This window comes from Mesorhizobium sp. M0478, assembly GCF_040321305.1.
Taxonomy (GTDB): Bacteria; Pseudomonadota; Alphaproteobacteria; order Rhizobiales; family Rhizobiaceae; genus Mesorhizobium.
On the sequence record NZ_JAMYRH010000007.1, the window covers coordinates 269,957 to 292,202 of the forward strand.

The following is a 22,246-nucleotide window of genomic DNA, read 5'->3' on the forward strand; positions in this document are numbered from 1 at the left end:
CGCGGCAGCGATTCCCCGGTGGAACAACAGTCTGCGCTTGCCTGTCGGACGGCCGGTATCTATATCTGGCAAATGCCTGATTATTCGTCCCGGCCGTCGCCGCTGCCACATATCCCGATGGATGCGCTCAGCGAAGTTCTGCAAGACTTTCGCTTGAGTGGCGTCAACTATGGCCGCTGCGAACTCCGGCACCCATGGAGCATAGACTTTCCGCAACAACAACTGCTTCGTTTTCACTTTGTCGGCCAGGGTCCATGCTGGATTCACACCGAAGCGCAAGGCTGGCAGGAGTTGCGCGATGGCGATCTGGTGCTGCTGCCGCAAGGCATCGCCCATCGGCTGGCGAGTGCGCCGGACGTGTTGGGCGATTCGCTCGAGGGCTGCCAGGTGATCAAGTTGGGCGGCAACGTTTGCGAAGTGATACGGCAGGGAACGGGCGCGACAAGCACCCTTTTCTGCGGCTCCATGTCTCTCGGCTCCTATGCGCTCAATCCGTTGATCACGTTGATGCCGCCTCTCATCAAGGGTTGCGACGTGGCCGGCAATGACCCGATCGTCGGCCCTTTGCTGGCGGCCATGACGGTGGAGGCCGCGCAACCGCAGATGGGCAGCGCCACCATCCTGTCGCGTATGGCGGATTTGCTGACAGCCAGGCTCATCCGGTGCTGGGTCAATTGCAACGGCGCCTCGACCACCGGTTGGCTCGCAGCCATCCGCGACCCCCATATAGGCCGCGCTCTGGCGGCCATGCATCGCGACCCCGGCCACAGCTGGACGCTGGGAAGCCTGGCCGGCGTGGCAGGCCAATCGCGTTCGATTTTCGCCGAGCGCTTCAGCGCGGTATTGGGGGAGGGCGCCGCACATTATCTCGCCCGCCTGCGCATGCAGCTTGCCCGCGAATTGCTGGGCCAAAACGGCTTGTCTGTTGCCGAAGTCGCTACCCGTTTGGGCTATGATTCCGAGGCGTCCTTCGCCCGCGCGTTCAAGCGCATCACCAATGTCTCGCCAGGCGTTGTGCGCCGCACAATTCCCGGACGAATGGATATGAATTTCGGATTTTAAGGTACATAACATCCGGGCGGACTCGCCTATCTAAGATCTCCAAACTGTGGAGATCTTCCCGTGACTGACACAACATTACAGCTTGAAGACGCCGCCATTGGCCTTGATGCCGATGCACCAGCCGCGTGGAGCGCGGCCACCTGGTTCGCGGTCCTTTCATTGGCGGCCACCAGCTTTGCCCTGGTGTCTGCCGAATTCTTGCCGGCAGGTCTGTTGACGCCGATGGCGCGCGATCTCGGCATCAGCGAGGGAACGGCCGGACAGGTCGTCACCGCCACCGCTTCCGTTGGCGCCGTGACGGCCATGTTGAGCAATGTTCTCATCGGTCGATTGAACCGCAAGGCGGTGCTGGTTGGCCTCATGGCCCTGGCGGTCGGTTCCAATATTCTTGCGGCGCTGGCGCCCAATTTCTGGCTGTTGTTGCTGGGCCGGGCCGGACTGGGGATTGCTCTCAGCGCTTTCTGGGCACTTTCCGTTGCCGTCGTGGCGCGGCTGGTCGGCGCCAATGCGACAGGTCGCGGCATGGCGATCGTGACCCTCGGCGTCTCGCTCGCGACCATTGCCGCGCCGTCGATGGGTGCGTTGATCAGCGACTGGCTGGGATGGCGCAGCGCGATGGCCATGACGGCGGGGCTGGCCGCGCTTGCCATGCTGCTGCAGCTTCTCAGCCTGCCGACCTTGCCTGCGGCGGCAAGCAACAGCCTTGCAGACGTCTTTCGGCTGACACGGCGGCGTGGCATCCAACTCGGCATGCTTGCCATTGTTCTGCTGATGACCGGGCATTTTGCCGGCTCGGTCTATGTGCGCCCGTTCCTCGAACAGGTGACGCTCCTCACAACCGGGCCGATTGCCCTGGCGCTGCTCGGGTTCGGCATCGCCGCTGTGATCGGCAATATTGCCGGTGGCCGCCTGGCCGACACCAACATCCACATGGCCCTCGCAGTTACCGCCGCGTTGATGGCGTTTGCGGCACTCGCTTTGGTGCTTTGGGGCGCGCAAACCGGCGTTGCCTTCGGCTTTGTTACGCTGTGGGGCTTCGCCTTCGGCATGGCGCCGGTTGTGCTGCCGACCAATATGTCCCGCGCGGCGCCTGATGCGCTGGAAGCAGCAGGCAGCCTGATGGTCACTTCCTTCCAGGTTGCCATCACCGTCGGTGCGGTTGTCGGCGGTTATGTCGTGGACACCTATGGCGCTACGGGGCCTTTGACCCTAACCGCCGTCCTTGCCGCGGCGACGGCCGCACTGGCGCTGCTGCAGCCTCGTGGCTGAAACCTTGCTTCGTCTGACACGGGCGGCCTCAATCAGGCCGTCCGCGCCGTTGCAGCAGCGCTGCACAAGTTTATGCGCCGCACACGTTGCGTTTTGCCGCAATCGGCGGCTATGGGACGCCAGGCTTCGGCCGTTGGAAGGCAGCGACGATCAAGTTCTGCCTTCGTGAGGAGAATGACTGACATGAAGAAGTTTTTGCTCGTCGGCGTGGGTGTCGCCATGCTTGCCGCATCGGCCTGTTCGAAGGCGCCTGAATGCACGCAGGAGATTGCCGCCAAGAAGGCGCAGGAGATGACCGCCGCGCTGCAGGAGGCGATCACCAAGGATCCGTCCAAGGCCGCCGACCTGACCGCCAAGGTGCAGGCTGTGACGACCAAATATCAGGGCGCCACCACGCCGGCCGACGCCTGCAAGGCCTATGACGAGCTGACGGCCGCCATCAAGGGCTGATTCTTCGTTCGGAAATTGAGAAAGGCGGTGGCTCGAGTAGCCGCCGCCTTTTTTGCTGGTGTTCTTAAAGCGCATCGCGCTGACACGAAGGACGGCCGGCACGCACAGGACCCTGACACGTTGGCCTTGCTGTGGCTTGGGCCGTCGGAGACGCTGACATCGTCGGTTGCGCGCCACATGTCCGATCGGGGCAGAAAGGTGCCGCACCGAGCGGCCCGTGCTTGAGGAGCGCCGACCCGGCCGCAAGGTGGCCTGTCATTTTCCGACATCGAGCTGAGCGGAATCGCTCAGCTATCGCGCAGTGCAACCCCGTTCCGCGCTTTTTGGGGGAACCGCTTGAGAGTCAGTTTTTGGCGATGGAGCCAACTTCGACGGCATCGACGCGCTTGAGGCTCATGCCGATGACCGGCACCAGCTGCTGGTCGACGCGCACGGCGATGGTCACCGTCATCGAATTGTCGTCGGGAATGCGGGCCTGCATGACGCCGCGCAGCTGGTTGCGGTTGATGGTGAAGACGACTTTGCGGGCATCGACCACGTTGCCGCCGATGATGTCCAGGCCCGACCCCGCGGCGCCGCCCATGAAATTGCCCTTGTAGTCGCGGCCCTTGCGCTCGACGGTCGCCGACATTTTCTGGGTGAAGACACCGACGCGGCAGTCGCCATCGAGCGTCATGCCGGTCTTGTTGTCCGGCGTCGAGCCGTCGAAGCTGCAGGTGAACTTCGTGCCCTTGTATTTGCCGGCGATGATTTCGCCCGGGCCGACCCATTTGCCTTCGACGGTGCGGAAGAACTGTTTGTCGGGCTCGGCTGCAAAGGCTTTCCCGGTCGGGCCCAGAGGTGCTGCAAGCGCGACCAGGGGCAGGACGCAGGACAAGATTACGCTTTTCATAGACGACACCCGGCAACAAGGAGGCTGTTGTTGGACGACCATGAACAAGATTGGTTAATGCTTGGTGACCGCGAGGGGGCGTTCACTTGGTCGAGGCGGGTGCTTCATTCTCTTTTCTGGCCGCAAACGAGGTCAGCGCCGACAGGAAATCGCCCATACCCGGCCGCCTGCCGGCAATGAAGGGCAGGGGCCGCGCCGTCTCCATGGCAGCAATGCCGATACGCGCCGTCATCATGCCGTTGACCACGCCTTCGCCGAGTTTCGCCGAAAGCCGTGCGGCAAGGCCATGGCCGACGATCTGCTGGACAAAGCTGTCGCCGACGGCGATCGAGCCGGTCACCGCCAGATGGGCAAGAACGCTGCGCGCCAGCCGGAAAAAGCCCAGCGTGCCCGGCCTGCCGCCGTAGAGTTCGGACAAGCGGCGGATCAGGCGCCCGGCCTCGAACACGACATAGGCAACGTCTACGAGTGCGCGGGGGCTGACGGCGGTGACCAGCGACACGCGTTTGGCTGCTTCGAGGATCATCACCTTGGCTCTCGCATCGAGCGGCCCGAGAATCTCGGTCTCGGCCAGTCGCATCAGATTGCCGCCATCGATGATCTCGCCGCGCAATTCGGCCAGGGAGCGCCTGCCGGCCGCGGTTTCGGGTTTCGCAGCGACAAAGGCCGAAAGCTCTTCGACGACGGCCCTCGCAGCCTTCGGATCGTCGCGCGCCATGGCATCGAGCGCCCGCTTTTGCAGTTTTTCGACCTCGGCCAGCCGGGCGATAGCCAGGAATTCGCGCACCAGCACGACTGCGAGGGCCAACACGGCAATTGCGGCCATTCCCGCTGCCAGCCACCCCAGCCACTCTGCGCGCTCGAACAGGTCGCGGATGAGCTGGTCGGTCCACAGGCCGACGGCGAGCGAAACCAGCACGCCGACCGCGCCGAAAAACAGGCTGGCAAACAGCGAGCGCCTGCGCGGCGCGGTCGCCGGCGGCGGTTCGGCGGCGACAATGTCGGGTTCGTCGAAGACATCGATCTCGGCCGGCACGACGACGGCGCGCGGCTTGCGTGCCGACGGCTCGGCATGGGGGCGGCGCGTTTCCTGCTTCGGTTCGGCCTCCGGCTCGATGCGGAATGCTGCCGGTCTGCGGGGCGCGGTCATGCCAGATGGTCTCCGATCAGGAACTGCAAGACGCGGTCGAGCCTGATATGCGGCAGCGACAGCGTGACGCCTTCAGCGGTGCGTTCGAGCTTTGGCGGGCGAAAGCGCACGAAACGGATCGCCGGATCGTCGCTGCTCTGCCGGTGGTCGGCTTCGGAAACGTCGAAAACCGCATCGATTTTCTCCGGCAAGTCCCCGGGAAATATGGCGGTTTCGGCTTTACCATCAAAGGTTTCGCCGTTGATCTTCTCGCCCTTCAGCGGCGTGCCGATGATCACCGGCAGGGTTTCGCGGCCTTGCTTGACCGTGCCTTCGCGCGTCGCGCGCACCGCCGCCATGGCGACCACGTCGACATCGGCGCCGGTGAAATTTGCCCGCGCCACGGCGCGGTCGGCAAGCCGCCGCACGATTGCCTGCAGCCGGTCATGGCTTTCGTGATGCAGATGGTCGGCCTTGGTCGCGGCAACCAGGATGCGGTCGATGCGGCGTGAAAACAGGTCGGTGAGGAAATTGCCTCGGCCAGGACGGAAACAGGAGAGGATTTCGGTCACCGCGCGTTCCAGGTCGGCCATCGCGCCGGGGCCGGCGTTCAACGCCTGCATAGCGTCGATCACCACGATCTGGCGGTCAAGGCGGGTGATATGCTCGCGGAAGAACGGTTTCACCACATGCGTCTTGTAGGCTTCGTAGCGGCGCTCCATCATCGCTTGCAGCGAGCCGGAGCGCGGCCGTTTCTCACCCTTGAGCAGCAAGGGCGCGAAGGTCAGCGCCGGCGATCCCTCGAGGTCGCCAGGCATCAGGAAACGGCCGGGCGGCAAGGTCGAAAGCGCCCGCTCGTCGAGCTTGCAGGCCTTGAGGTAGGCGGCAAAGCTCTCGGCGAGGCGTCGCGCCGTCATCTCATCGGCATCGGCATTGGGGTCGATGGTCGCCGACAGCGTCCGCCAGTCCTGCGACAGGTCGGCCCGCACCGGCAGCATCGCCATCTCGAACGCCTCGCGCGAAAAATCGGCGAAGGATTTGCCGAGCAGCGGCAGGTCGAGCAGCCATTCGCCGGGGTAGTCGACGATGTCGACCGACAATCGGCCGCTGGAAAACATCCGGTTCCAGCCGGAGGCAGACTCATATTCGATGGTGAGCCTGAGTTCCGAAATGGCGCGCGTCGAGTCCGGCCAGACGCGGTCGTTGACCAGCGCCGAGATATGGTCCTCGTACTGAAAACGCGGCACCGCATCATCCGGCTGTTCCTCAAGGAAGGCGCGCGCGATCCGTCCCGACTTCTGCGCCTCGAACAGCGGCAGGCGCCCGCCATGGATGAGATTGTGGACGAGAGCCGAGATGAACACCGTCTTGCCGGCCCGGGACAGGCCGGTGACGCCCAGCCGAAGCGACGGCGAAAAAAGCCCGCTCGCACGCCCCGACAGCGTATCCAGGGCAATTCTCGCTTCGTCGGTGAAAGTGGTCAGCGATGATGCCAAAATCTGTTCTCTCAGGCGTGCTCTTGCGCCCGATATAGGCTTTGCGGTTCAAGTTTGAAATGGCGCCCGGCCTCGGCCGGCTCGGCTCAGAGATCGACGGGGGTCAGGAAGGCTTCGAGGTAGCCGGCGCCTTGCGAGGCTTCCGCAAGGTTGCCGCTGAAGCGCACGACCGCAAGGCCGGAGGTCGGGAAACCATGGTTCATGATGGCCCGAGCAGCCTCGTCGCCGTCGCCCGAGACCGCCATGGCAAGGTCTTCCGTCATCGGATTGTGGCCTATGACGAGCAGCGAGCCCGGCCCGCCATTGCTGCGGACGATGGCGAGGTAGCCGGCGGCATCCTCGCTGTAGAGCGTGTCGAAGAACAGCACCCGGCCGGTATCGGTGTGGCCGGCGATGCCTTCCAGCGTCTGGCGCGCCCGCTTGGCGTTGGAGCAGAGCGTGATATCGGGGATGTAGTTGCGGGCACGCATCGCCGTCCCCATCATTTCGGCATCGGCAATGCCGGATGCGTCGAGCGGGCGATCGAAGTCGCGCACGCCGGGCAGGGCCCAGCCAGCCTTTGCATGCCTCAACAGATACAGTCTGCTCACCGGACCCCCAATGGTGTGCTGCCCACCAATGACACAACTGGATTAGCCACGAGAAAGGCCTGAGGCACAATGGGCGGCGACGCCCAAGCGCAGCGAATCATGTGCGAATTCGCCCGCGCCCTTGCTGTGGAAGGCTTTGCTACGGATCGCCCGCACGGCATTAACAATTGCGTGAAACGCGCGCGGATTACGCTTGTGCAGCCTTCTCTGCACGAATATATAGGCGCCAAATTTGGGGTTGTTGGGTGAGTCGAATGAACGATATCGTTACAGCCAATTACGTACCCTCCGAAGACGAGCCGTTCATGAACGAACGGCAGAAATCCTACTTTCGCCTGAAGCTCGTCACCTGGAAGACCGACATACTGCGCGAAGCGCGCGAAACTCTCGAAATCCTGCAGCAGGAAAACGCCAACCATCCCGATCTCGCCGATCGTGCTTCCTCGGAAACCGACCGCGCCATCGAGCTTCGGGCCCGCGACCGCCAGCGCAAGCTCATTTCAAAGATCGATTCGGCGCTGCAGCGCATCGATGAAGGCACATACGGCTATTGCGAGGAAACCGGCGAGCCGATCGCGCTGAAGCGTCTCGACGCGCGTCCGATCGCGACCTTGTCGATCGAAGCGCAGGAGCGCCACGAACGCCGCGAGAAGGTCTATCGCGACGATTGAGCCGCTGCCGTCAGGCAGGACTGTTTCATCGAAATGGCCGGGTTTCCCGGCCATTTGTGTTTTTAGCGAAGGGTTTAATCGCACGAAGTTAAAGCGCGTCGCGCTGAACGGATTTGTGCGACACGCTTAAGCGGCGTTCGATCGGGAATCGGCAAGATGTGACGGTTCGCCGGGCTTTATCGTTTCTGGCTGGCGAGTTCGCCGAGCAGCTTGGTCATCTCGTCGTCGAGAGACTGCGGTGCCTTCGCAGCCGGCTTGCTTGCCGGTTTGGGGTGCGAATCGTCGAGCGAGACCTCGAGTTCCCGCATCAGCGTATCGTCGATGGACTCATGCTTCGGTGGCGGGGCCTGCCGGGCAGTATTGGCGGCGGAGCCATAGGCCGGCAGCGGTGTCACATTGCTCGCCTGGTAGATTTGAGCCGGTTTCGGCGCCGGTGCGGCCTGGCGCGGCGGAACGGCGGCTGGAGCAGCCCTTACCGGTTGCGGCGGTGGCGCCTGCCTTGCGGGCGCGGTGGGAGCGGGTTGTGCTGCGCGCGGACCCGGCGCCTGTTGCTGCTGGCCAACACCGCCATCGCCGGTCAATGCCGGACGGCGTGGCGCCGCAAGTCTGATATCGCGCTCGACGACAACGTCGGTTGGGCCGCCGATCAAAAGCAGGTGTTCGATGTCGTCGCGACGGATGAGCACCAGCCGGCGGTGGCTGTCGACCGCCGTGGCGTCCATGACCGCCAGCCGTGTCTTGCGGTTCCTGCCGCCGGCAACGAAGGTGCCGAAGGTCAGGTTGCGGACCAGCCTGATGATGATGAGCACGATGACCAGCAGGACAAGGGCAGCAAACGTCCACAGCAGCGCTGCGGCATATCCGGGACCCGCCACATTATCCAGCCACTGCATCGGTGCCCCCAATCGGCTTTTGAAGTGGAGGGACACTAGACCGTTGCGGCCAGCCACCGCAAGTTGCCTTCACGCTTCGTGAACAGCTTGAAAACACCGACGCGTCATTTTTATCCGACATTTGCCGCCAGGGCCTTTTCCGGATTAGGAGAATGTGATTCAACCGGCCGGGGGCGGTGTCGGACAACTCACGAGCAGGGGGCATATGGCCAGGGAAACGCGCGGCGATTTCTATCCGGTACCGATCGTCGATCAGAACACGCGGCCAGGCGCGGTTACCCGGCTCATCGTGTTCATCATCGTCCTGACCGGGGCCGCAATCGTTTTCGGCATTTTCCGCGAGCGTCTTGGCGATCCGTTCCTGCTCGGCATGCTGGGCGTGCTTGCCATGATCGGCGTCGGCTTCCTGTTCGCCACGGCCATCGGCTTCGTGCAGATCGCGCCGCGTTCGACCGGGGACGAACTGTCGAAGGCCTTCGTCGATTCGATGTCGCAGGGCCTGATCGTCACCGACACCAAGGGCCGCGTCGTCTACGCCAACCGGGCCTACGCCGAGATGACCGGTGCTGCGTCGGCCGCCGATCTGAAGACGGTCGAAGGCCTGCTTTCCGATGTCCCCGAAGCTTCGGTGACCATATACCGGCTGGCCTCGGGCTTGCGCGATGGCCAGGCCGGCGACGGTGAGTTCCGGCTAGCACAGTCGATCCGGCCGGGCGCCGAACCCGGCGCGCGCTGGTACCGGGCGCGGGCCCGGACCTTCAGCGTTCCCGGTCAGCGCCTGCCGATGCTTGCCTGGCAGCTTGCCGATATCTCGCAGGAACGGGCCGAGCAGGAGCGTTTCTTCCTCGACTTGCAGAAGGCCATCGACCATCTCGACCATGCGCCGGCCGGTTTCTTCTCGGCCGACCAGGAAGGCCGTGTCACCTACATCAACGCCACGCTCGCCGAATGGCTGGGCATCGATCTGGCGAGCTTCACCCCTGGCGCCGTGACACTCCCGGAAATCGTCGCCGGCGACGGCATGGCGCTGGTGCGCTCGGTCAAGGCCGATCCCGGCACCACCCGCAACGCCGTCCTCGATCTCGATCTTACGACGACGACCGGCGAGGCGCTGCCGGTGCGCTTCATGCATCGGGTCTCGGCCAGCCGCGAGGGGACCAACGGTCCCACCCGCACCATCGTGCTCAACCGCACCCAGGGCGAGGACGCATCGGCCGATCTTCGGGCTTCGGAGGTACGCTTCACTCGCTTCTTCAATTCGACGCCGATGGCCATTGCCGCCGTCGACAATGGCGGCCGCATCCTGCGCACCAACGCGCCGTTCCTGTCGCTGTTTTCCTCCGTCGTCGACGGCGACGCGGTTGACCGCCGCGTGCGGCTGGACACCGTGATCCATGAGCGCGACCGGCCGGCCTTTGCCGCCGCCTTCGAGAAGGCGCGGCTGAGGCAGGCCGACATCGAGCCGATCGACACGCTGCTGCCCGGCAATGAGGAGCGTCACATCCGCTTCTACGTCAACGCCGTCGCCGACGGCACCGGCGAGGGCGCCGAGGAATCGGCTATCGTCTATGCCGTCGAGACCACCGAGCAGAAGGCGCTCGAGGGCCAGATGGCGCAGAGCCAGAAGATGCAGGCGGTCGGACAGCTCGCCGGCGGCATCGCCCACGACTTCAACAATGTGCTGACCGCCATCATTATGGCGTCGGATCTTTTGCTGACCAATCACCGGCCGTCGGACCCGTCCTTCCCCGACATCATGAACATCAAGCAGAATGCCAACCGGGCGGCCTCGCTGGTGCGGCAGTTGCTCGCCTTCTCGCGCAAGCAGACATTGCGGCCGGAAGTGCTGAACCTGACCGACGTGCTTGCCGATCTCCGGATGCTGCTTGCCCGCCTGGTTGGCAACGAGATCAAGCTGAAGGTCGACCACGGCCGCGATTTGTGGCCGGTCAAGGTCGATATCGGCCAGTTCGAGCAGGTGGTGGTCAACCTGGCCGTCAACGCGCGCGACGCCATGCCGGCCGGCGGCGACCTCACCGTGCGCACCCGCAACGTCACCGCCGAACAATGCAAGAGCTTCTCCTACCGCGAGCTCACGCCTGCCGACTATGTCGTGGTCGAGGTCGAGGATAGCGGCTCGGGCATTGCCCCGGACGTGCTGAAGAAGATTTTTGAGCCGTTCTTCACCACCAAGGAAGTCGGCAAAGGCACCGGCCTTGGCCTGTCGATGGTCTATGGCATCATCAAGCAGACCGGCGGTTTCATCTTCTGCGATTCCGAAGTCGGCAAGGGTTCGACCTTCCGCATCTTCCTGCCGCGCCATATCGTGGAGGCGAAAAAGCCCGGCGACGTCAGCGAGGCGCCGGCTGCGCCGGTGAAAGCCGCCGACAGCGCCAAGGACCTGTCGGGCTCGGCCACTGTGCTCCTCGTCGAGGATGAAGACGCCGTGCGCATGGGCGGCTCGCGGGCGCTGACCTCGCGCGGCTATACCGTCCATGAGGCCTCCTCGGGCGTCGAGGCGCTGGAAGTCTTCGAAGCGCTCGGCGGCAAGGTCGATATCGTCGTGTCAGACGTGGTGATGCCGGAAATGGACGGACCGACGCTGCTCGGCGAACTGCGCAAGCGCCAGCCCGACATCAAGTTCGTCTTCGTGTCCGGCTATGCCGAAGACGCTTTCGCCAGAAACCTGCCGCCGGACGCGCAATTCGGCTTCCTGCCGAAGCCGTTCTCCCTCAAGCAACTGGCCACCGTGGTCAAGGATGTATTGGAGTCCTAGGGCGCCCTAATTCAAAGCTTGCGCAATGACGTGACACTGCCATGATTGCAGGCGAAACGGGCGGCGGGTTTTGGGGAGCATGTCGTGACGCCGCACAACGAGGCTGCCAGGGGCGACTATGCCGCAACGGTGCTGTTGCCGGGCGATCCGCAACGCGCCGAGTGGATGGCAAAGACATTTCTTGAGGCGCCGCGCTGCGTCAACCGCCGCCGGGGCGCACTCGGCTTCACCGGTCTCTATCGCGGCCGTCCCATCAGCATCCAGGCCACCGGCATCGGTGTCCCGTCCTTCCTGGTCTATGTGCATGAACTCCTGGATGTTCACGGCGTCAAAACGCTGATCCGCACAGGTACTTGCGGCGGCCTGACACCCCGCGTGCCGCTGCGCTCCTTGGTGATCTCGCAGTCGGTGCGCGCCGAAAGCGACCAAAGCGGCCAGGTCTTCGGCCTCTACGATGCTGCAGCCCGGCCCGATCCCGGCCTGTTCGCCCACGCTTTGGCCTGCGCCGCCCAGCTCGGCATTGGCCACCAGGCCGGGCTGACCATCTGCAGCGATGTCTTCTACCACCCTGAAGGGCGCGACCGCTTTGCCGAAGCGCAGGCGCTTGGCGCTCTCGCTGTCGATATGGAAACCAGCGCACTCTACCGAATCGCGGCGCATTTCGGCGCCCGCGCGCTGTCGCTGCTGACCGTCGTCGACAACATCGTGACCGGCGAACAGACTGCCTATTCCGAACGTCAGGCGCTGTTCACCGATATGGCGCGGCTCGGGCTCGACGTTGCGGCGGAAGGCTAGCTTCCTCAGGCCGCTTCGCGCTTCGGCGTCAGCTCATCCATGTCTGGCCGGTGACCGCGCAGATAGAGCGCGCAGGTGGTACGCAGCATTGACGCGAAGTTGGGAATGGCGCCGTTGATCTCGATCGCCTCGTCATAGAGTTTTGAGATGAACTTCGGCGTCGTCAGGCCCTGGCTGTCGGCAATTTCGTCAAGCAGCGCCCAGAACGTTCCTTCAAGCTGGATACTCGTAGAGTGACCGTCGATGCGGATCGACCGGTTGATCTGTCGATAGCCTTCCGGATCCTGCCCGGCAAAAACCCTGCACATCCTTACCTCCCGATATTGTTGGTTTTGGGCGCAGCGTGTCGCGCCTTCAAGTTGTGGTTGTCCCTGCATGTTCGGCCTTGTGGGCCGAATCGGCAATCGGACTTTCGTCTTTAGGCGCAGGCATAGCAGCGATTGCAAATTTAGCCGTGGTAACCGGCTGCCACCACCTTTCGCGCGTGCCGCCCATAATCGCCTCCAACATGCAGCGGCGGAGACTGATTTGGCGAAGGCAATCCATTCAATGATCCGGGTTCTCCAAGAGGCCAGATCCGTCGATTTCTACAGAAACGCTTTCGGGCTCGACGTCGCCGACAGGCTGGATTTCGAGACATTCACGCTGATTTACCTTGCCAACGCCGAAACGGGGTTCGAGCTCGAACTCACCGTGAACAAGGGCCGCACCGAGCCTTATGGGCTTGGCGACGGTTACGGCCATCTGGCGGTCTCGGTGTCCGATCTCGACAGCGAACACGACCGGATCGGCGCGCTCGGCCTCAACCCCAAGAAGATCGTCGAATTCAACCGCGACGGATCGCTGATCGCCCGCTTTTTCTTCATCGAGGACCCCGACGGCTACAAGATCGAGGTTCTGCAGCGTGGAGGGCGCTTCCAGTAGGGGATTATCAGCCGCATTCAGCCGCGCGGCGCCAGCAACGGCGCTGTTCAAGGGCGCAAACAGCAAGCAGGGAGGAACAAATGGTCACGATCTATGACGCGAGGCTCTCACGTCGTGAACTTCTCAAACGCGGCGGCATCGGCGCGTTGCTCGTCATTTCCGGCAGCGCCGTCATCAGCCCTGAAAATGCCTGGGGGCTCGAGACATCGGCGCTCAAGCCCGAAACCATGGCGACGCTGATCCAGATGGCGCGCGACATCTATCCGCACGATCAGGTGCCCGACAAATACTACGCCATCGCCGTAAAAGGCCATGACGAGCAGGCCGGCAAGGACGCTGCCTACAAGACGATGATCGAAGACGGCATCGCCGACCTCGACAAGAAGTCGGGCGAGGGCGGCTATCGCGGCCTCGGCTGGGAGGAGCAGCGCGTCGCCGTGCTGCAGCAGATCGACGCGACGCCGTTCTTCCAGTCCATCCGCGGCGGCCTCGTCGTCAGCCTCTACAACCAGCAGGAGGTGTGGCCGATCTTCGGCTACGAGGGCGAATCCTACTCCAAGGGCGGCTACATCGCGCGCGGTTTCGACGACATAGAGTGGCTCTGAGCCCTTCCGTCGTTCTGAAACCCGGCAAACAGGAATTCATGGGAGGAAACCATGGCAGCTTCATTTGATCTCAACAACGATGGCGTGGTCGTGATCGTCGGCTCCGGCGCCGGCGGCGGCACGCTCGGCAACGAACTCGCCCAGAAAGGCGTCGATGTCGTCATCCTCGAGGCCGGCGCGCGCCACGAATACGAGGATTTCATCAATGATGAGTGGGGTTCCTTCAGCCAACTCGCCTGGACGGACAAGCGCACGACGTCCGGCGACTGGCGGGTGTCGAAGGATTTCCCCAATTTGCCGGCCTGGATAGTCAAATCGGTCGGCGGCTCGACCACGCACTGGGCCGGCGCCTCGCTGCGCTTCCAGGAGCATGAGTTCAAGACGCTCTCGACCTACGGCAAGCTGGAAGGCGCCAACCTGCTGGACTGGCCGGTCACATTGGCCGAGATGGAGCCGTACTACGCCAAGGCGGAAGCCAAGATGGGCGTCACCGGCACCAATGGCTGGCCGCGGCTGCCCGGCAACAACAATTTCAAGGTGCTCAAGGCCGGCGCCGACAAGCTCGGCTACAAGGAATGTCATACCGGCAACATGGCAATCAATTCGGTCGAGCGTGATGACCGGAACTCCTGCCAACAGACCGGCTTCTGCTTCCAGGGCTGCAAATGGGGCGCCAAATGGTCGACGCTCTATACCGAGATCCCCAAGGGCGAGGCCTCCGGCCATCTCGAAGTCCGGCCGAATGCCATGGCGATCAAGATCAACCACGACGCCTCAGGCAAGGTGACCGGCGTCGTCTATGCCGACAAGGACGGCAAGCTGCAGGAACAGAAGGCCCGCATTGTCGCCGTCGCCGGCAACTCGATCGAAAGCCCGCGCCTGCTGCTAAACTCCGAGTCAGCGAAGTTTCCGCAAGGGCTTGCCAATTCGTCGGGGCAGGTCGGCAAGAACTACATGCGCCACACCACCGGTTCGGTCTACGCCATCTTCGACCAACCGGTGCATATGTATCGCGGCACCACCATGGCCGGCATTATCCGCGACGAGGCGCGGCACGATCCCTCACGCGGCTTTGTCGGCGGCTATGAATTCGAGACGCTGTCGCTCGGCTTGCCCTTCATGGCCGCCTTCCTCAATCCCGGCGGCTGGGGCCGTTCCTTCACCACCGCGCTCGACCACTATGATCACATGGCTGGCCTGTGGATCGTCGGCGAGGACATGCCGCGCGCGGAAAACCGCGTCACGCTGCACAAGGACGAGAAGGACGCGCACGGCATGCCGATCGCCGACGTGCATTTCGATGATCATCCCAACGACACGGCGATGCGCAACCATGCCTACAAGCAGGCCACAGCGCTTTATGATGCGGTCGGCGCGACGCGCTCCTTCCCGACGCCGCCCTATCCCTCAACCCACAATCTCGGCACCAACCGGATGAGTGAAAAGGCGGAAGACGGCGTCGTCAACAAGCACGGCCAGGCGCACGACATCAAAAACCTGTTCGTGTCGGACGGCAGCCAGTTCACCACCGGTGCGGCTGAAAATCCGACGCTGACGATCGTGTCGCTGGCTATCCGCCAGGCCGAATACATCGCTTCGCAAATGTCGGCCAAGACGATCTGAGCCGTCCTCCCGGATCGCTACGCGGAACGCGCATGGCGCGTTCCGCCCTTTTCCCTAGGACACTATGCGCCGACCGGCTGTCCGTCCTTGCGGCGGATGGCGACGACGGACGGCCGCGGCAATTGGCCATCCCTGAAGTCGGGCCACAGCGTCTGCGCCTTGTCGAGCGTCTCTGCATCTTCCGCAGGGTGCTGCACCGACAGGAACAAAGTCGAGCCGTCCGGCGTGAAGCACGGGCCGGTCGCTTCGGCGCCGTGCGGGCAGGTGAACAGCAGCTTCGGCAGGCCGCGCGCCGCACCTTCGGTGTCGACGCCATAGACGCCGTCCGGCAGGTCGAAATCATTGGCGCCGTCCGTCGCCACCCACAGCCGCCCGGCCGGATCGAAGGTGATGTTGTCGGGGCAGACGAACCAGCCATTGTCCGACGTATCCGGATGGAAGGTGGCGCCGACCTTGGCATCCCTGGGATTGCCGCAGAGCACGAACAGGTCCCAGGCATAGTTTTCGGCCGTGTGGTCGGCGTCCGCGCCGCGGCCGCCGGGCGGGATCAGTTCGACAATATGGCCCCAGAGATTTTCCGGCCGCGTGTTGGCCGGATTGACCTTTGACTGGTCGCGCTTCTTGTTCTTGGTCATCACCGCATAGACGCGGCCGGTCACCGGATTGGTCTCGATGTCCTCGGGCCGGTCCATCGGCGTGGCGCCGAGCGCATCTGCCGCAAACCGCGTCTTCAACAGCACCTCGGCCTGGTCGGCAAAACCGTTCTCGACGGTAAGCTTGCCCTGGCCGTGCACCAACGGCAGCCACGTCATCGAGCCATCGGCATCGAAGCGGGCGACCGACAGCACGCCATCGTCGAGCAGATCGGCGCCGGAGGCCGGGTTGGCCTTGTCATAGGCCTTGGCCGAGACGAAGCGGTACATATATTCGAAATAGTCGTCGTCACCCATATAGACGACAACGCGGCCGTCCTTGTTGAGGACCACGGTCGAGGCCTCATGCGACATGCGGCCAAGTGCCGTGCGCTTCACCGGCCTGGACTGAGGATCGTAAGGGTCGATCTCGACCACCCAGTCGAAGCGGTTGGCCTCGTTCGGTTCCTTGTCGAGGTTGAAGCGGTCATGGAAGCGGCCGCGGCCATAGATGTCGGAGCCGTCGAAGCCGTAACGGTCGAGCAGGTCGGCAGTCGGCGCCTTTTTCGGGTCGCCGCCGAAAATGTCGGACACGCCTTCCTCGCAGGTCAGCACCGTACCCCAGGGGGTGAAACCGCCGCTGCAATTATAGCTGGTGCCGAGCACTTTCGTGCCAGTCGGGTCGGCCGAAGTTTTCATCAGCGCATGGCCGGCAACCGGTCCGGAAACGGTCATTTCGGTGTTGGCGGTGATGCGGCGGTTGAGCGGGCTGTCCGCCACGCTTGCCCACTTGCCGTCCTTCAATTGCACCTCGACGATCGAATGGCCCATCGCGGCCATGCCGAGATCGACCTGTTCCCTGGTCATCGTCTTGCCGGCATCGCCCTCGGTCATCCCCGGAAACATCACATTGGGCGAGATGTATTCGTTGTTGACGCAGAGCAGGCCATGATCGGAATTCACCGTGCCCTTGGGCAGCGGCATGAAGGCGATGTAGTCGCAATTGTAGCCGAAGCGCTTTTCCTGTTCCTCCGCCGCGACCTTGTTGCCGTCGAATTCGGCGAGGCCGGCTGCAAGCGGGTCGCCCCAGCGCGCGACGATGGTCGTCTCATAGCCTTCGGCGGCGGCATGGGTCTTGCCGTAGACCCGTTTCAGCTCGGGAAAGCCGAGCGTCGACTGCGCTGTGGCGGCATGCGTTTCGCCGGCAAACAAGGAGCCGACAAAGCTGCCGCCGGCAATCAGCGCGCCGGAGGCGAGGCTGCCTTTCAAAAGAGACCGGCGCGAGACGCGCTCGGCAATGATTTCGCGGATGACGGGGGAGGATGAAGACGGTGCATTGGCCATGGTGTCTGCCTCTCAGGGTGGATGTTACGGCGCACCGTTGCCCTAGTCTGCCTAGGCAACATTCACATGACATAAGAGGAAGGTTTTGCCGCAACTGGGCGCGGCACTACGCATCGCTCAGCCCTTGGTGCAGGTCGAGGCGGTGAAGGCGCCGTCGGGCTGCTTCAGAATGATGTCGAATGACGGGGCGGTCTCGCCGTCCAGTGTTGCCTGTGTCATGGAGACGGAGTTGCCACCGGTGGTATAGCCGCCCAGCGGCCCGAGCCAGGTGATCTCGCCATTGGCATTCATCTGATAGTTGTAGCCTTGCGTCGCGGTGCCGAATGTCACCGGACCACTATAGACATTGCCCTTGATAGTGATGTCGCCGAGGTTGAGGAAGGCGCCGAGCAAATAGACCTCGCAATGATAGGTGCCGTCCGGAAGCTTGCCCTCGCTGAAATCGGCGCGCGCGGCGCCGCTCGTTGCCATCAGCAGCAGGATGCCGGAAATGCATGAGGTGCGAGATGTCATGACGTCACTCTTTTGAAGGGCGAGCTTGCCCTATTTTTGCGCGGTACCGCAACATTGTTAGCCCGGAACACACGGCCGGAGATCAAAAACTAGGCATTTGTCTCAATTGGGCAAAAATTAGGCAAAAGCCATGTGCGCTGCGCAAATTTGCCTCAATCAATTTTCGCCGGCTACCACTGTTTTCTCGAGGCTAATATACCAACCGGCTGATAACGCTCGGCTATTCCATCTTCGTGAGCGGCGCCTTTGCGTTTGGCACGGCAGTTGCATTGCATTATCGCGGTGCAATCAAACAGCTTGGGAGTCTTCGGTATGAGGGGTAATTTCTCCACAATAACAAAAATGTTTTCGGCCGGCGTGGTCGCCGCCGGCCTGTCGATGTCGTCTCCGGCCCAGGCCGCCGAAGACACGATCAAGGTCGGCATTCTGCATTCGCTATCGGGGACCATGGCGATTTCGGAGACGACGCTGAAAGACGCCATGCTGATGCTCATCGAAGAGCAGAATGCCAAGGGCGGTCTGCTCGGCAAGAAGCTCGAGGCGGTCGTTGTCGATCCGGCCTCCAACTGGCCGCTCTTTGCCGAAAAGGCGCGCGAGCTGATCTCGAAGGACAAGGTCGCCGCCGTGTTCGGCTGCTGGACCTCGGTGTCGCGCAAATCGGTGTTGCCGGTGTTCTCGGAACTCGACAACATCCTGTTCTACCCCGTCCAGTATGAGGGCGAGGAAAGCGAGCGCAACGTGTTCTACACCGGCGCCGCCCCGAACCAGCAGGCGATTCCCGCTGTCGATTATCTCATGAGCGAGGACGGTGGCTCGGTGAAGCGCTGGGTGCTGGAAGGCACCGACTACGTCTATCCCCGAACCACCAACAAAATCCTCGAGGCCTATCTGAAGGCCAAGGGCGTCGCCGCCGAAGACATCATGGTCAACTACACGCCGTTCGGCTTCTCCGACTGGCAGACCGAAGTCTCCGCAATCAAGAAATTCGGCTCGGCCGGCAAGAAGACCGCCGTCGTCTCGACCGTCAATGGCGACGCCAACGTTCCGTTCTACAAGGAACTCGGCAACCAGGGCATCAAGGCCGAGGACATCCCGGTCATGGCCTTTTCGGTCGGTGAGGAAGAACTGGCCGGTCTCGATACCGCGCCGCTGGTCGGCCATCTCGCTGCCTGGAACTATTTCGAGAGCGTCGACACACCCGAAAACAAGAAGTTCATCGCCGACTGGCACAAGTTCATCAAGAATGACAAGCGCACCACCAACGACCCGATGGAAGCTCACTATATCGGCTTCAACATGTGGGTGAAGGCGGTCGAAAAGGCCGGCACCACCGATCCCGACAAGGTCATCGACGCCATGGTCGGCGTGTCCGTGCCGAACCTCACCGGCGGCTATTCGACCATGATGCCGAACCATCACATCACCAAGCCGGTGCTGATCGGCGAGATCCAGGCCGACGGCCAGTTCGAGACCGTGTCGCAGACGCCCGGCCTCGTGATGGGCGACGAATGGTCCGACTATCTGCCCGATTCCAAGGACCTGATTTCGGATTGGCGCGCGCCTCTGTCCTGCGGCAACTTCAACGTTGCCACCGGCAAATGCGGCGGCAAGGGCACGAACTGATCCCTCCCGGGGCCGACCGATCGTGGACGCGTCCACGATCGGTACCGCCAAGCGTCCGGGCGCTTCAGCCCGCCCGGACGCGGAATTTCCCCACAGAAGAGTATCTGAACGGATGATCCTGTTGCGCACTCTCGGCCTCATGCTGGTGTTCCTGGTGGCAAGCCTATTGCCGTCGAACGCAGCCGAAGCCGATCTGCGCGCCATCGTCGCCAAATTCGCCACGGGCACGGGCTTTGCCGCCACTGAGGCCGTCGTGCGCGAACTTGCCGCCACCGGCGATCCGCTGGTCGAGCGCCCGCTTGCAGCGCTCGCCGAAGGCAACCTTTACATCCGTAAAGCCGATTCAGCCGTCTTCGTCGGCAGTGAGGCCGCCGACAGCGTCACGCTGCTCGACCCGCTGAGTGGCGAGAAAGCCGGCGACGCCCCCAAGGCCGACATCACGAAGATCAAGGTCAACAACACGCTGCGTCGTGTCATCCGAGATGCACTGGGAACGCTGACGTTGCGCGCGAAAGATCCTTCTGTCCGCATCGCCGCCGCCGACACCATGTTCAAGACCCCCGATGCCGCCAATATCGAGCCGCTCGATGCAGCCATCGCCGCCGAGACCGACGCCAAGGTCAAGGCATTGTTCGAACAGGCGCGCGCGGCATCGGTGCTGGTCTCCGACAAGCCGGAGGCCGACAAGCTTGCCGCCATTGCCCTGATCGGCGCGCGCGGCGACCGCGACGCGGTCTCGCTGCTCACCGCGGTCGAGGCCAATGCGCAAGGCGCGGTCAAGGATGCCGCGACGGCGGCAATCGCCAGCATCAATTCGAGCCTGGCGCTGTGGGATGCCGGCCAGAACATATGGTACGGCATCTCGCTTGGCTCGGTGCTGCTGCTGGCCGCCATCGGCCTCGCCATCACCTTCGGCGTCATGGGCGTCATCAACATGGCGCATGGCGAGATGGTGATGCTCGGCGCCTACACCACCTTCGTCGTCCAGCAGGTGATCCGAACCTCGTTCCCCGGCCTGTTCGACTGGTCGCTGGTGATCGCGCTGCCGCTCGCCTTCCTGGTTGCCGCTTCCGTCGGCCTGATCATCGAGCGCGGCGTCATCCGTTTCCTCTACGGCCGGCCGCTGGAAACGCTGCTCGCAACCTGGGGCGTCTCGCTTGTCCTGCAGCAGGCGGTGCGCTCGATCTTCGGACCGACCAACCAGGAGGTCGGCAACCCCTCCTGGATGTCGGGATCGTTCGATGTCGGCCAACTCGCCGTCACCTGGAACCGCCTCTGGATCCTGGTCTTCGCGCTCACCGTCTTCGGCGTGCTGCTCTTTGTTATGAAGCGCACGCCCTGGGGCCTTCAGATGCGCGCCGTCACCGCCAACCGCCGCATGGCCGCCTCGATGGGCATCAGGACGCCTTGGGTCGATGCGCTGACCTTTGCGCTCGGCTCCGGCATTGCCGGCATTGCCGGCGTCGCGCTCAGCCAGATCGACAATGTCTCGCCCAATCTCGGCCGCGGCTACATCATCGACAGCTTCATGGTCGTGGTCTTCGGCGGCGTCGGCAATCTCTGGGGCACGCTGGTCGGCGCCTTCTCGCTCGGCATCGTCAACAAGGTTCTCGAACCCTATGCTGGCGCGGTGCTCGGCAAGATCGTCGTGCTGGTGCTGATCATCCTGTTCATCCAGAAGCGCCCGCGCGGCCTGTTCGCGCTCAAGGGCAGGGCGGTGGAAACATGATCACGGGACGCTTCTTCGCCGCGGGTGCCGACCGTCGCATCGCCATCACTATTTTCATCCTGCTGACGGCCGCCATTATCGTGCCGCTGCTCAACCTCGCAGTGTCGCCGCAAAGCGCGTTCTATATTCCGTCCTACATCGTCGCGTTGACGGGCAAGTACCTCTGCTATGCATTGCTTGCCTTGGCGCTCGATCTCGTCTGGGGCTATTGCGGCATCCTCTCGCTCGGCCATGGCGCCTTCTTCGCCCTCGGCGGCTATGCGATGGGCATGTACCTCATGCGCCAGATCGGCTCGCGCGGCGTTTACGGCAATCCGATCCTGCCCGATTTCATGGTGTTCCTGAACTACAAGGAATTGCCCTGGTTCTGGACCGGTTTCGACCACTTCTGGTTCGCCGCCATCATGGTGCTGGCGGTGCCCGGCCTGCTCGCCTTCGTCTTCGGCTGGTTCGCCTTTCGCAGCCGCGTCACCGGCGTCTATCTCTCCATCATCACCCAGGCGATGACCTACGCGCTGCTGCTCGCCTTCTTCCGCAACGACATGGGTTTCGGCGGCAACAACGGCTTGACCGATTTCAAGGATATTCTGGGCTTCAACGTGCAGGCCGACGCCACCCGCTCGGCCCTGTTTGCCGCCAGCGCCATCATACTCGCGCTCGCCGTCTTCATCACCTGGGCGATCGTCGGCTCCAAATACGGCAAGCTGCTAATGGCGGTGCGCGACGCCGAGAGCCGCACCCGCTTCCTCGGCTGGCGGGCGGAGAACGTGAAGCTGTTTGCCTTCACCGTCTCGGCTGTCATGGCCGGCATCGCCGGCGCGCTCTATGTGCCGCAGGTCGGTATCATCAATCCCGGCGAATTCGAGCCGTCCAATTCCATCGAAGTCGTGATCTGGGCAGCCGTCGGTGGGCGCGGCACCATTGTCGGCCCGATCGTCGGCGCGCTGCTGGTCAATGCCGGCAAATCCTGGTTCACCGGCCTGCTGCCGGAGTTCTGGCTGTTTGCGCTCGGCGGCCTGTTCGTCGCCGTAACCCTGTTCCTGCCCAAGGGCATCGTCGGCATGTGGGATTCCTGGCGCGGTAACGCTCGGGCGATGCGGGCTGCAGCGATTGCAGAGGAAGCGGGCACAGACCCTGATGCCCCGCCGCCATCGAAGATCGTGCGCAGCGCAGCAACAACGCCCGGTGCCTGGTCCGCGTCCGGGCCTGAACCGCAGCCGGCGGAATAGA

The 22,246-nt window shown here is 63.3% G+C and carries 20 protein-coding genes; 12 read left to right on the forward strand and 8 right to left on the reverse strand.

Features of this window, described 5'->3' with window-relative positions:
- Positions 1–72: 72 nt before the first annotated feature.
- The 3 genes from NKI64_RS18950 to NKI64_RS18960 all read left to right on the forward strand — a co-directional run bounded on the left by NKI64_RS18950 (position 73) and on the right by NKI64_RS18960 (position 2,781).
- Positions 73–1,062, forward strand: a complete 990-nt coding sequence (locus NKI64_RS18950; protein ID WP_352669441.1) for an AraC family transcriptional regulator — start codon at positions 73–75, stop codon at positions 1,060–1,062.
- Positions 1,063–1,122: 60 nt separating this feature from the next.
- Positions 1,123–2,331 (forward strand): MFS transporter, encoded by a 1,209-nt coding sequence (locus tag NKI64_RS18955; protein WP_023688655.1) that lies wholly within the window; start codon positions 1,123–1,125, stop codon positions 2,329–2,331.
- A gap of 183 nt (positions 2,332–2,514) precedes the next feature.
- Positions 2,515–2,781, forward strand: coding sequence for a hypothetical protein (locus NKI64_RS18960; protein WP_023688654.1), 267 nt, complete (start codon positions 2,515–2,517; stop codon positions 2,779–2,781).
- A 343-nt stretch (positions 2,782–3,124) separates the two neighbouring features.
- Here NKI64_RS18960 and NKI64_RS18965 read toward each other — a convergent pair whose 3' ends face one another.
- The 4 genes from NKI64_RS18965 to NKI64_RS18980 form a co-directional block, all read right to left on the reverse strand.
- The gene (locus tag NKI64_RS18965) at positions 3,125–3,673 is read right to left on the reverse strand and encodes a hypothetical protein (RefSeq protein ID WP_023673495.1); all 549 of its coding nucleotides are present in this window, start codon (positions 3,671–3,673) and stop codon (positions 3,125–3,127) included.
- A gap of 82 nt (positions 3,674–3,755) precedes the next feature.
- A complete protein-coding gene (locus NKI64_RS18970; RefSeq protein WP_352669379.1) occupies positions 3,756–4,823 on the reverse strand; it encodes a YcjF family protein in 1,068 nt (355 codons plus the stop codon).
- On the reverse strand, positions 4,820–6,298 hold the full coding sequence (locus NKI64_RS18975) for a YcjX family GTP-binding protein (protein WP_023688652.1): 1,479 nt from the start codon (positions 6,296–6,298) through the stop codon (positions 4,820–4,822). Before NKI64_RS18975 ends, NKI64_RS18970 begins: the two co-directional genes overlap by 4 nt.
- 86 nt (positions 6,299–6,384) lie before the next feature.
- Positions 6,385–6,888, reverse strand: a complete 504-nt coding sequence (locus tag NKI64_RS18980; protein ID WP_352669382.1) for a SixA phosphatase family protein — start codon at positions 6,886–6,888, stop codon at positions 6,385–6,387.
- Positions 6,889–7,142: 254 nt separating this feature from the next.
- On the opposite strand from NKI64_RS18980, the gene dksA reads away from it, so the two are divergent.
- On the forward strand, positions 7,143–7,559 hold the full coding sequence (gene dksA, locus NKI64_RS18985) for an RNA polymerase-binding protein DksA (protein ID WP_023673491.1): 417 nt from the start codon (positions 7,143–7,145) through the stop codon (positions 7,557–7,559).
- A gap of 176 nt (positions 7,560–7,735) precedes the next feature.
- Here dksA and NKI64_RS18990 read toward each other — a convergent pair whose 3' ends face one another.
- Complete coding sequence (locus NKI64_RS18990; RefSeq protein ID WP_023688650.1) at positions 7,736–8,452, reverse strand: flagellar biosynthetic protein FliO; 717 nt, start codon at positions 8,450–8,452, stop codon at positions 7,736–7,738.
- Positions 8,453–8,657: 205 nt separating this feature from the next.
- Here NKI64_RS18990 and cckA point away from each other — a divergent pair, with 205 nt between their 5' ends.
- Complete coding sequence (cckA, locus tag NKI64_RS18995) at positions 8,658–11,228, forward strand: cell cycle histidine kinase CckA (protein WP_023736553.1); 2,571 nt, start codon at positions 8,658–8,660, stop codon at positions 11,226–11,228.
- 84 nt (positions 11,229–11,312) lie between these two features.
- Complete coding sequence (locus tag NKI64_RS19000; RefSeq protein WP_023815808.1) at positions 11,313–12,023, forward strand: purine-nucleoside phosphorylase; 711 nt, start codon at positions 11,313–11,315, stop codon at positions 12,021–12,023.
- Positions 12,024–12,028: 5 nt separating this feature from the next.
- On the opposite strand, the gene NKI64_RS19005 is transcribed toward NKI64_RS19000, so the two are convergent.
- Entirely contained in the window at positions 12,029–12,331 is a 303-nt protein-coding gene (locus tag NKI64_RS19005; RefSeq protein ID WP_023670924.1) for a ribbon-helix-helix domain-containing protein, read from the reverse strand.
- 220 nt (positions 12,332–12,551) lie between these two features.
- On the opposite strand from NKI64_RS19005, the gene NKI64_RS19010 reads away from it, so the two are divergent.
- The 3 genes from NKI64_RS19010 (at position 12,552) to NKI64_RS19020 (ending at position 15,175) form a co-directional block, all read left to right on the forward strand.
- A complete protein-coding gene (locus NKI64_RS19010) occupies positions 12,552–12,947 on the forward strand; it encodes a VOC family protein (protein ID WP_023684616.1) in 396 nt (131 codons plus the stop codon).
- 80 nt (positions 12,948–13,027) lie between these two features.
- Positions 13,028–13,552, forward strand: coding sequence for a twin-arginine translocation pathway signal (locus NKI64_RS19015; protein ID WP_023688647.1), 525 nt, complete (start codon positions 13,028–13,030; stop codon positions 13,550–13,552).
- A 51-nt stretch (positions 13,553–13,603) separates the two neighbouring features.
- Complete coding sequence (locus NKI64_RS19020; RefSeq protein ID WP_023754912.1) at positions 13,604–15,175, forward strand: GMC family oxidoreductase; 1,572 nt, start codon at positions 13,604–13,606, stop codon at positions 15,173–15,175.
- Between the two features lie 62 nt (positions 15,176–15,237).
- Here NKI64_RS19020 and NKI64_RS19025 read toward each other — a convergent pair whose 3' ends face one another.
- Both NKI64_RS19025 and NKI64_RS19030 read right to left on the reverse strand, forming a co-directional pair.
- Positions 15,238–17,151, reverse strand: a complete 1,914-nt coding sequence (locus tag NKI64_RS19025; protein WP_023754911.1) for a PhoX family protein — start codon at positions 17,149–17,151, stop codon at positions 15,238–15,240.
- Between the two features lie 117 nt (positions 17,152–17,268).
- The gene (locus tag NKI64_RS19030) at positions 17,269–17,664 is read right to left on the reverse strand and encodes a hypothetical protein (protein ID WP_023688644.1); all 396 of its coding nucleotides are present in this window, start codon (positions 17,662–17,664) and stop codon (positions 17,269–17,271) included.
- A 312-nt stretch (positions 17,665–17,976) separates the two neighbouring features.
- Between NKI64_RS19030 and urtA the strand changes: the two genes are divergently transcribed.
- From urtA to urtC, 3 genes are all read left to right on the forward strand, one after another.
- The gene (gene urtA, locus NKI64_RS19035; protein WP_023688643.1) at positions 17,977–19,287 is read left to right on the forward strand and encodes an urea ABC transporter substrate-binding protein; all 1,311 of its coding nucleotides are present in this window, start codon (positions 17,977–17,979) and stop codon (positions 19,285–19,287) included.
- A 112-nt stretch (positions 19,288–19,399) separates the two neighbouring features.
- Entirely contained in the window at positions 19,400–21,016 is a 1,617-nt protein-coding gene (gene urtB, locus NKI64_RS19040) for an urea ABC transporter permease subunit UrtB (RefSeq protein WP_023684622.1), read from the forward strand.
- Positions 21,013–22,245, forward strand: a complete 1,233-nt coding sequence (gene urtC, locus NKI64_RS19045) for an urea ABC transporter permease subunit UrtC (protein WP_023670933.1) — start codon at positions 21,013–21,015, stop codon at positions 22,243–22,245. Before urtB ends, urtC begins: the two co-directional genes overlap by 4 nt.
- Position 22,246: the final 1 nt, after the last annotated feature.

What these genes read in the sequence shown, in the direction of transcription:
- NKI64_RS19030 (WP_023688644.1), bottom strand. Translation starts at nt 17,664, where the DNA reads ATGACATCTCGCACCTCATGCATTTCCGGCATCCTGCTGCTGATGGCA.
- NKI64_RS18965 (WP_023673495.1), bottom strand. Translation starts at nt 3,673, where the DNA reads ATGAAAAGCGTAATCTTGTCCTGCGTCCTGCCCCTGGTCGCGCTTGCA.
- NKI64_RS18990 (WP_023688650.1), bottom strand. Translation starts at nt 8,452, where the DNA reads ATGCAGTGGCTGGATAATGTGGCGGGTCCCGGATATGCCGCAGCGCTG.
- urtA (WP_023688643.1), top strand. Translation starts at nt 17,977, where the DNA reads ATGAGGGGTAATTTCTCCACAATAACAAAAATGTTTTCGGCCGGCGTG.
- NKI64_RS19015 (WP_023688647.1), top strand. Translation starts at nt 13,028, where the DNA reads ATGGTCACGATCTATGACGCGAGGCTCTCACGTCGTGAACTTCTCAAA.
- NKI64_RS18970 (WP_352669379.1), bottom strand. Translation starts at nt 4,823, where the DNA reads ATGACCGCGCCCCGCAGACCGGCAGCATTCCGCATCGAGCCGGAGGCC.
- urtB (WP_023684622.1), top strand. Translation starts at nt 19,400, where the DNA reads ATGATCCTGTTGCGCACTCTCGGCCTCATGCTGGTGTTCCTGGTGGCA.
- NKI64_RS18950 (WP_352669441.1), top strand. Translation starts at nt 73, where the DNA reads ATGCCTGATTATTCGTCCCGGCCGTCGCCGCTGCCACATATCCCGATG.
- NKI64_RS18960 (WP_023688654.1), top strand. Translation starts at nt 2,515, where the DNA reads ATGAAGAAGTTTTTGCTCGTCGGCGTGGGTGTCGCCATGCTTGCCGCA.
- cckA (WP_023736553.1), top strand. Translation starts at nt 8,658, where the DNA reads ATGGCCAGGGAAACGCGCGGCGATTTCTATCCGGTACCGATCGTCGAT.
- NKI64_RS19020 (WP_023754912.1), top strand. Translation starts at nt 13,604, where the DNA reads ATGGCAGCTTCATTTGATCTCAACAACGATGGCGTGGTCGTGATCGTC.
- dksA (WP_023673491.1), top strand. Translation starts at nt 7,143, where the DNA reads ATGAACGATATCGTTACAGCCAATTACGTACCCTCCGAAGACGAGCCG.
- NKI64_RS19025 (WP_023754911.1), bottom strand. Translation starts at nt 17,151, where the DNA reads ATGGCCAATGCACCGTCTTCATCCTCCCCCGTCATCCGCGAAATCATT.
- urtC (WP_023670933.1), top strand. Translation starts at nt 21,013, where the DNA reads ATGATCACGGGACGCTTCTTCGCCGCGGGTGCCGACCGTCGCATCGCC.
- NKI64_RS19005 (WP_023670924.1), bottom strand. Translation starts at nt 12,331, where the DNA reads ATGTGCAGGGTTTTTGCCGGGCAGGATCCGGAAGGCTATCGACAGATC.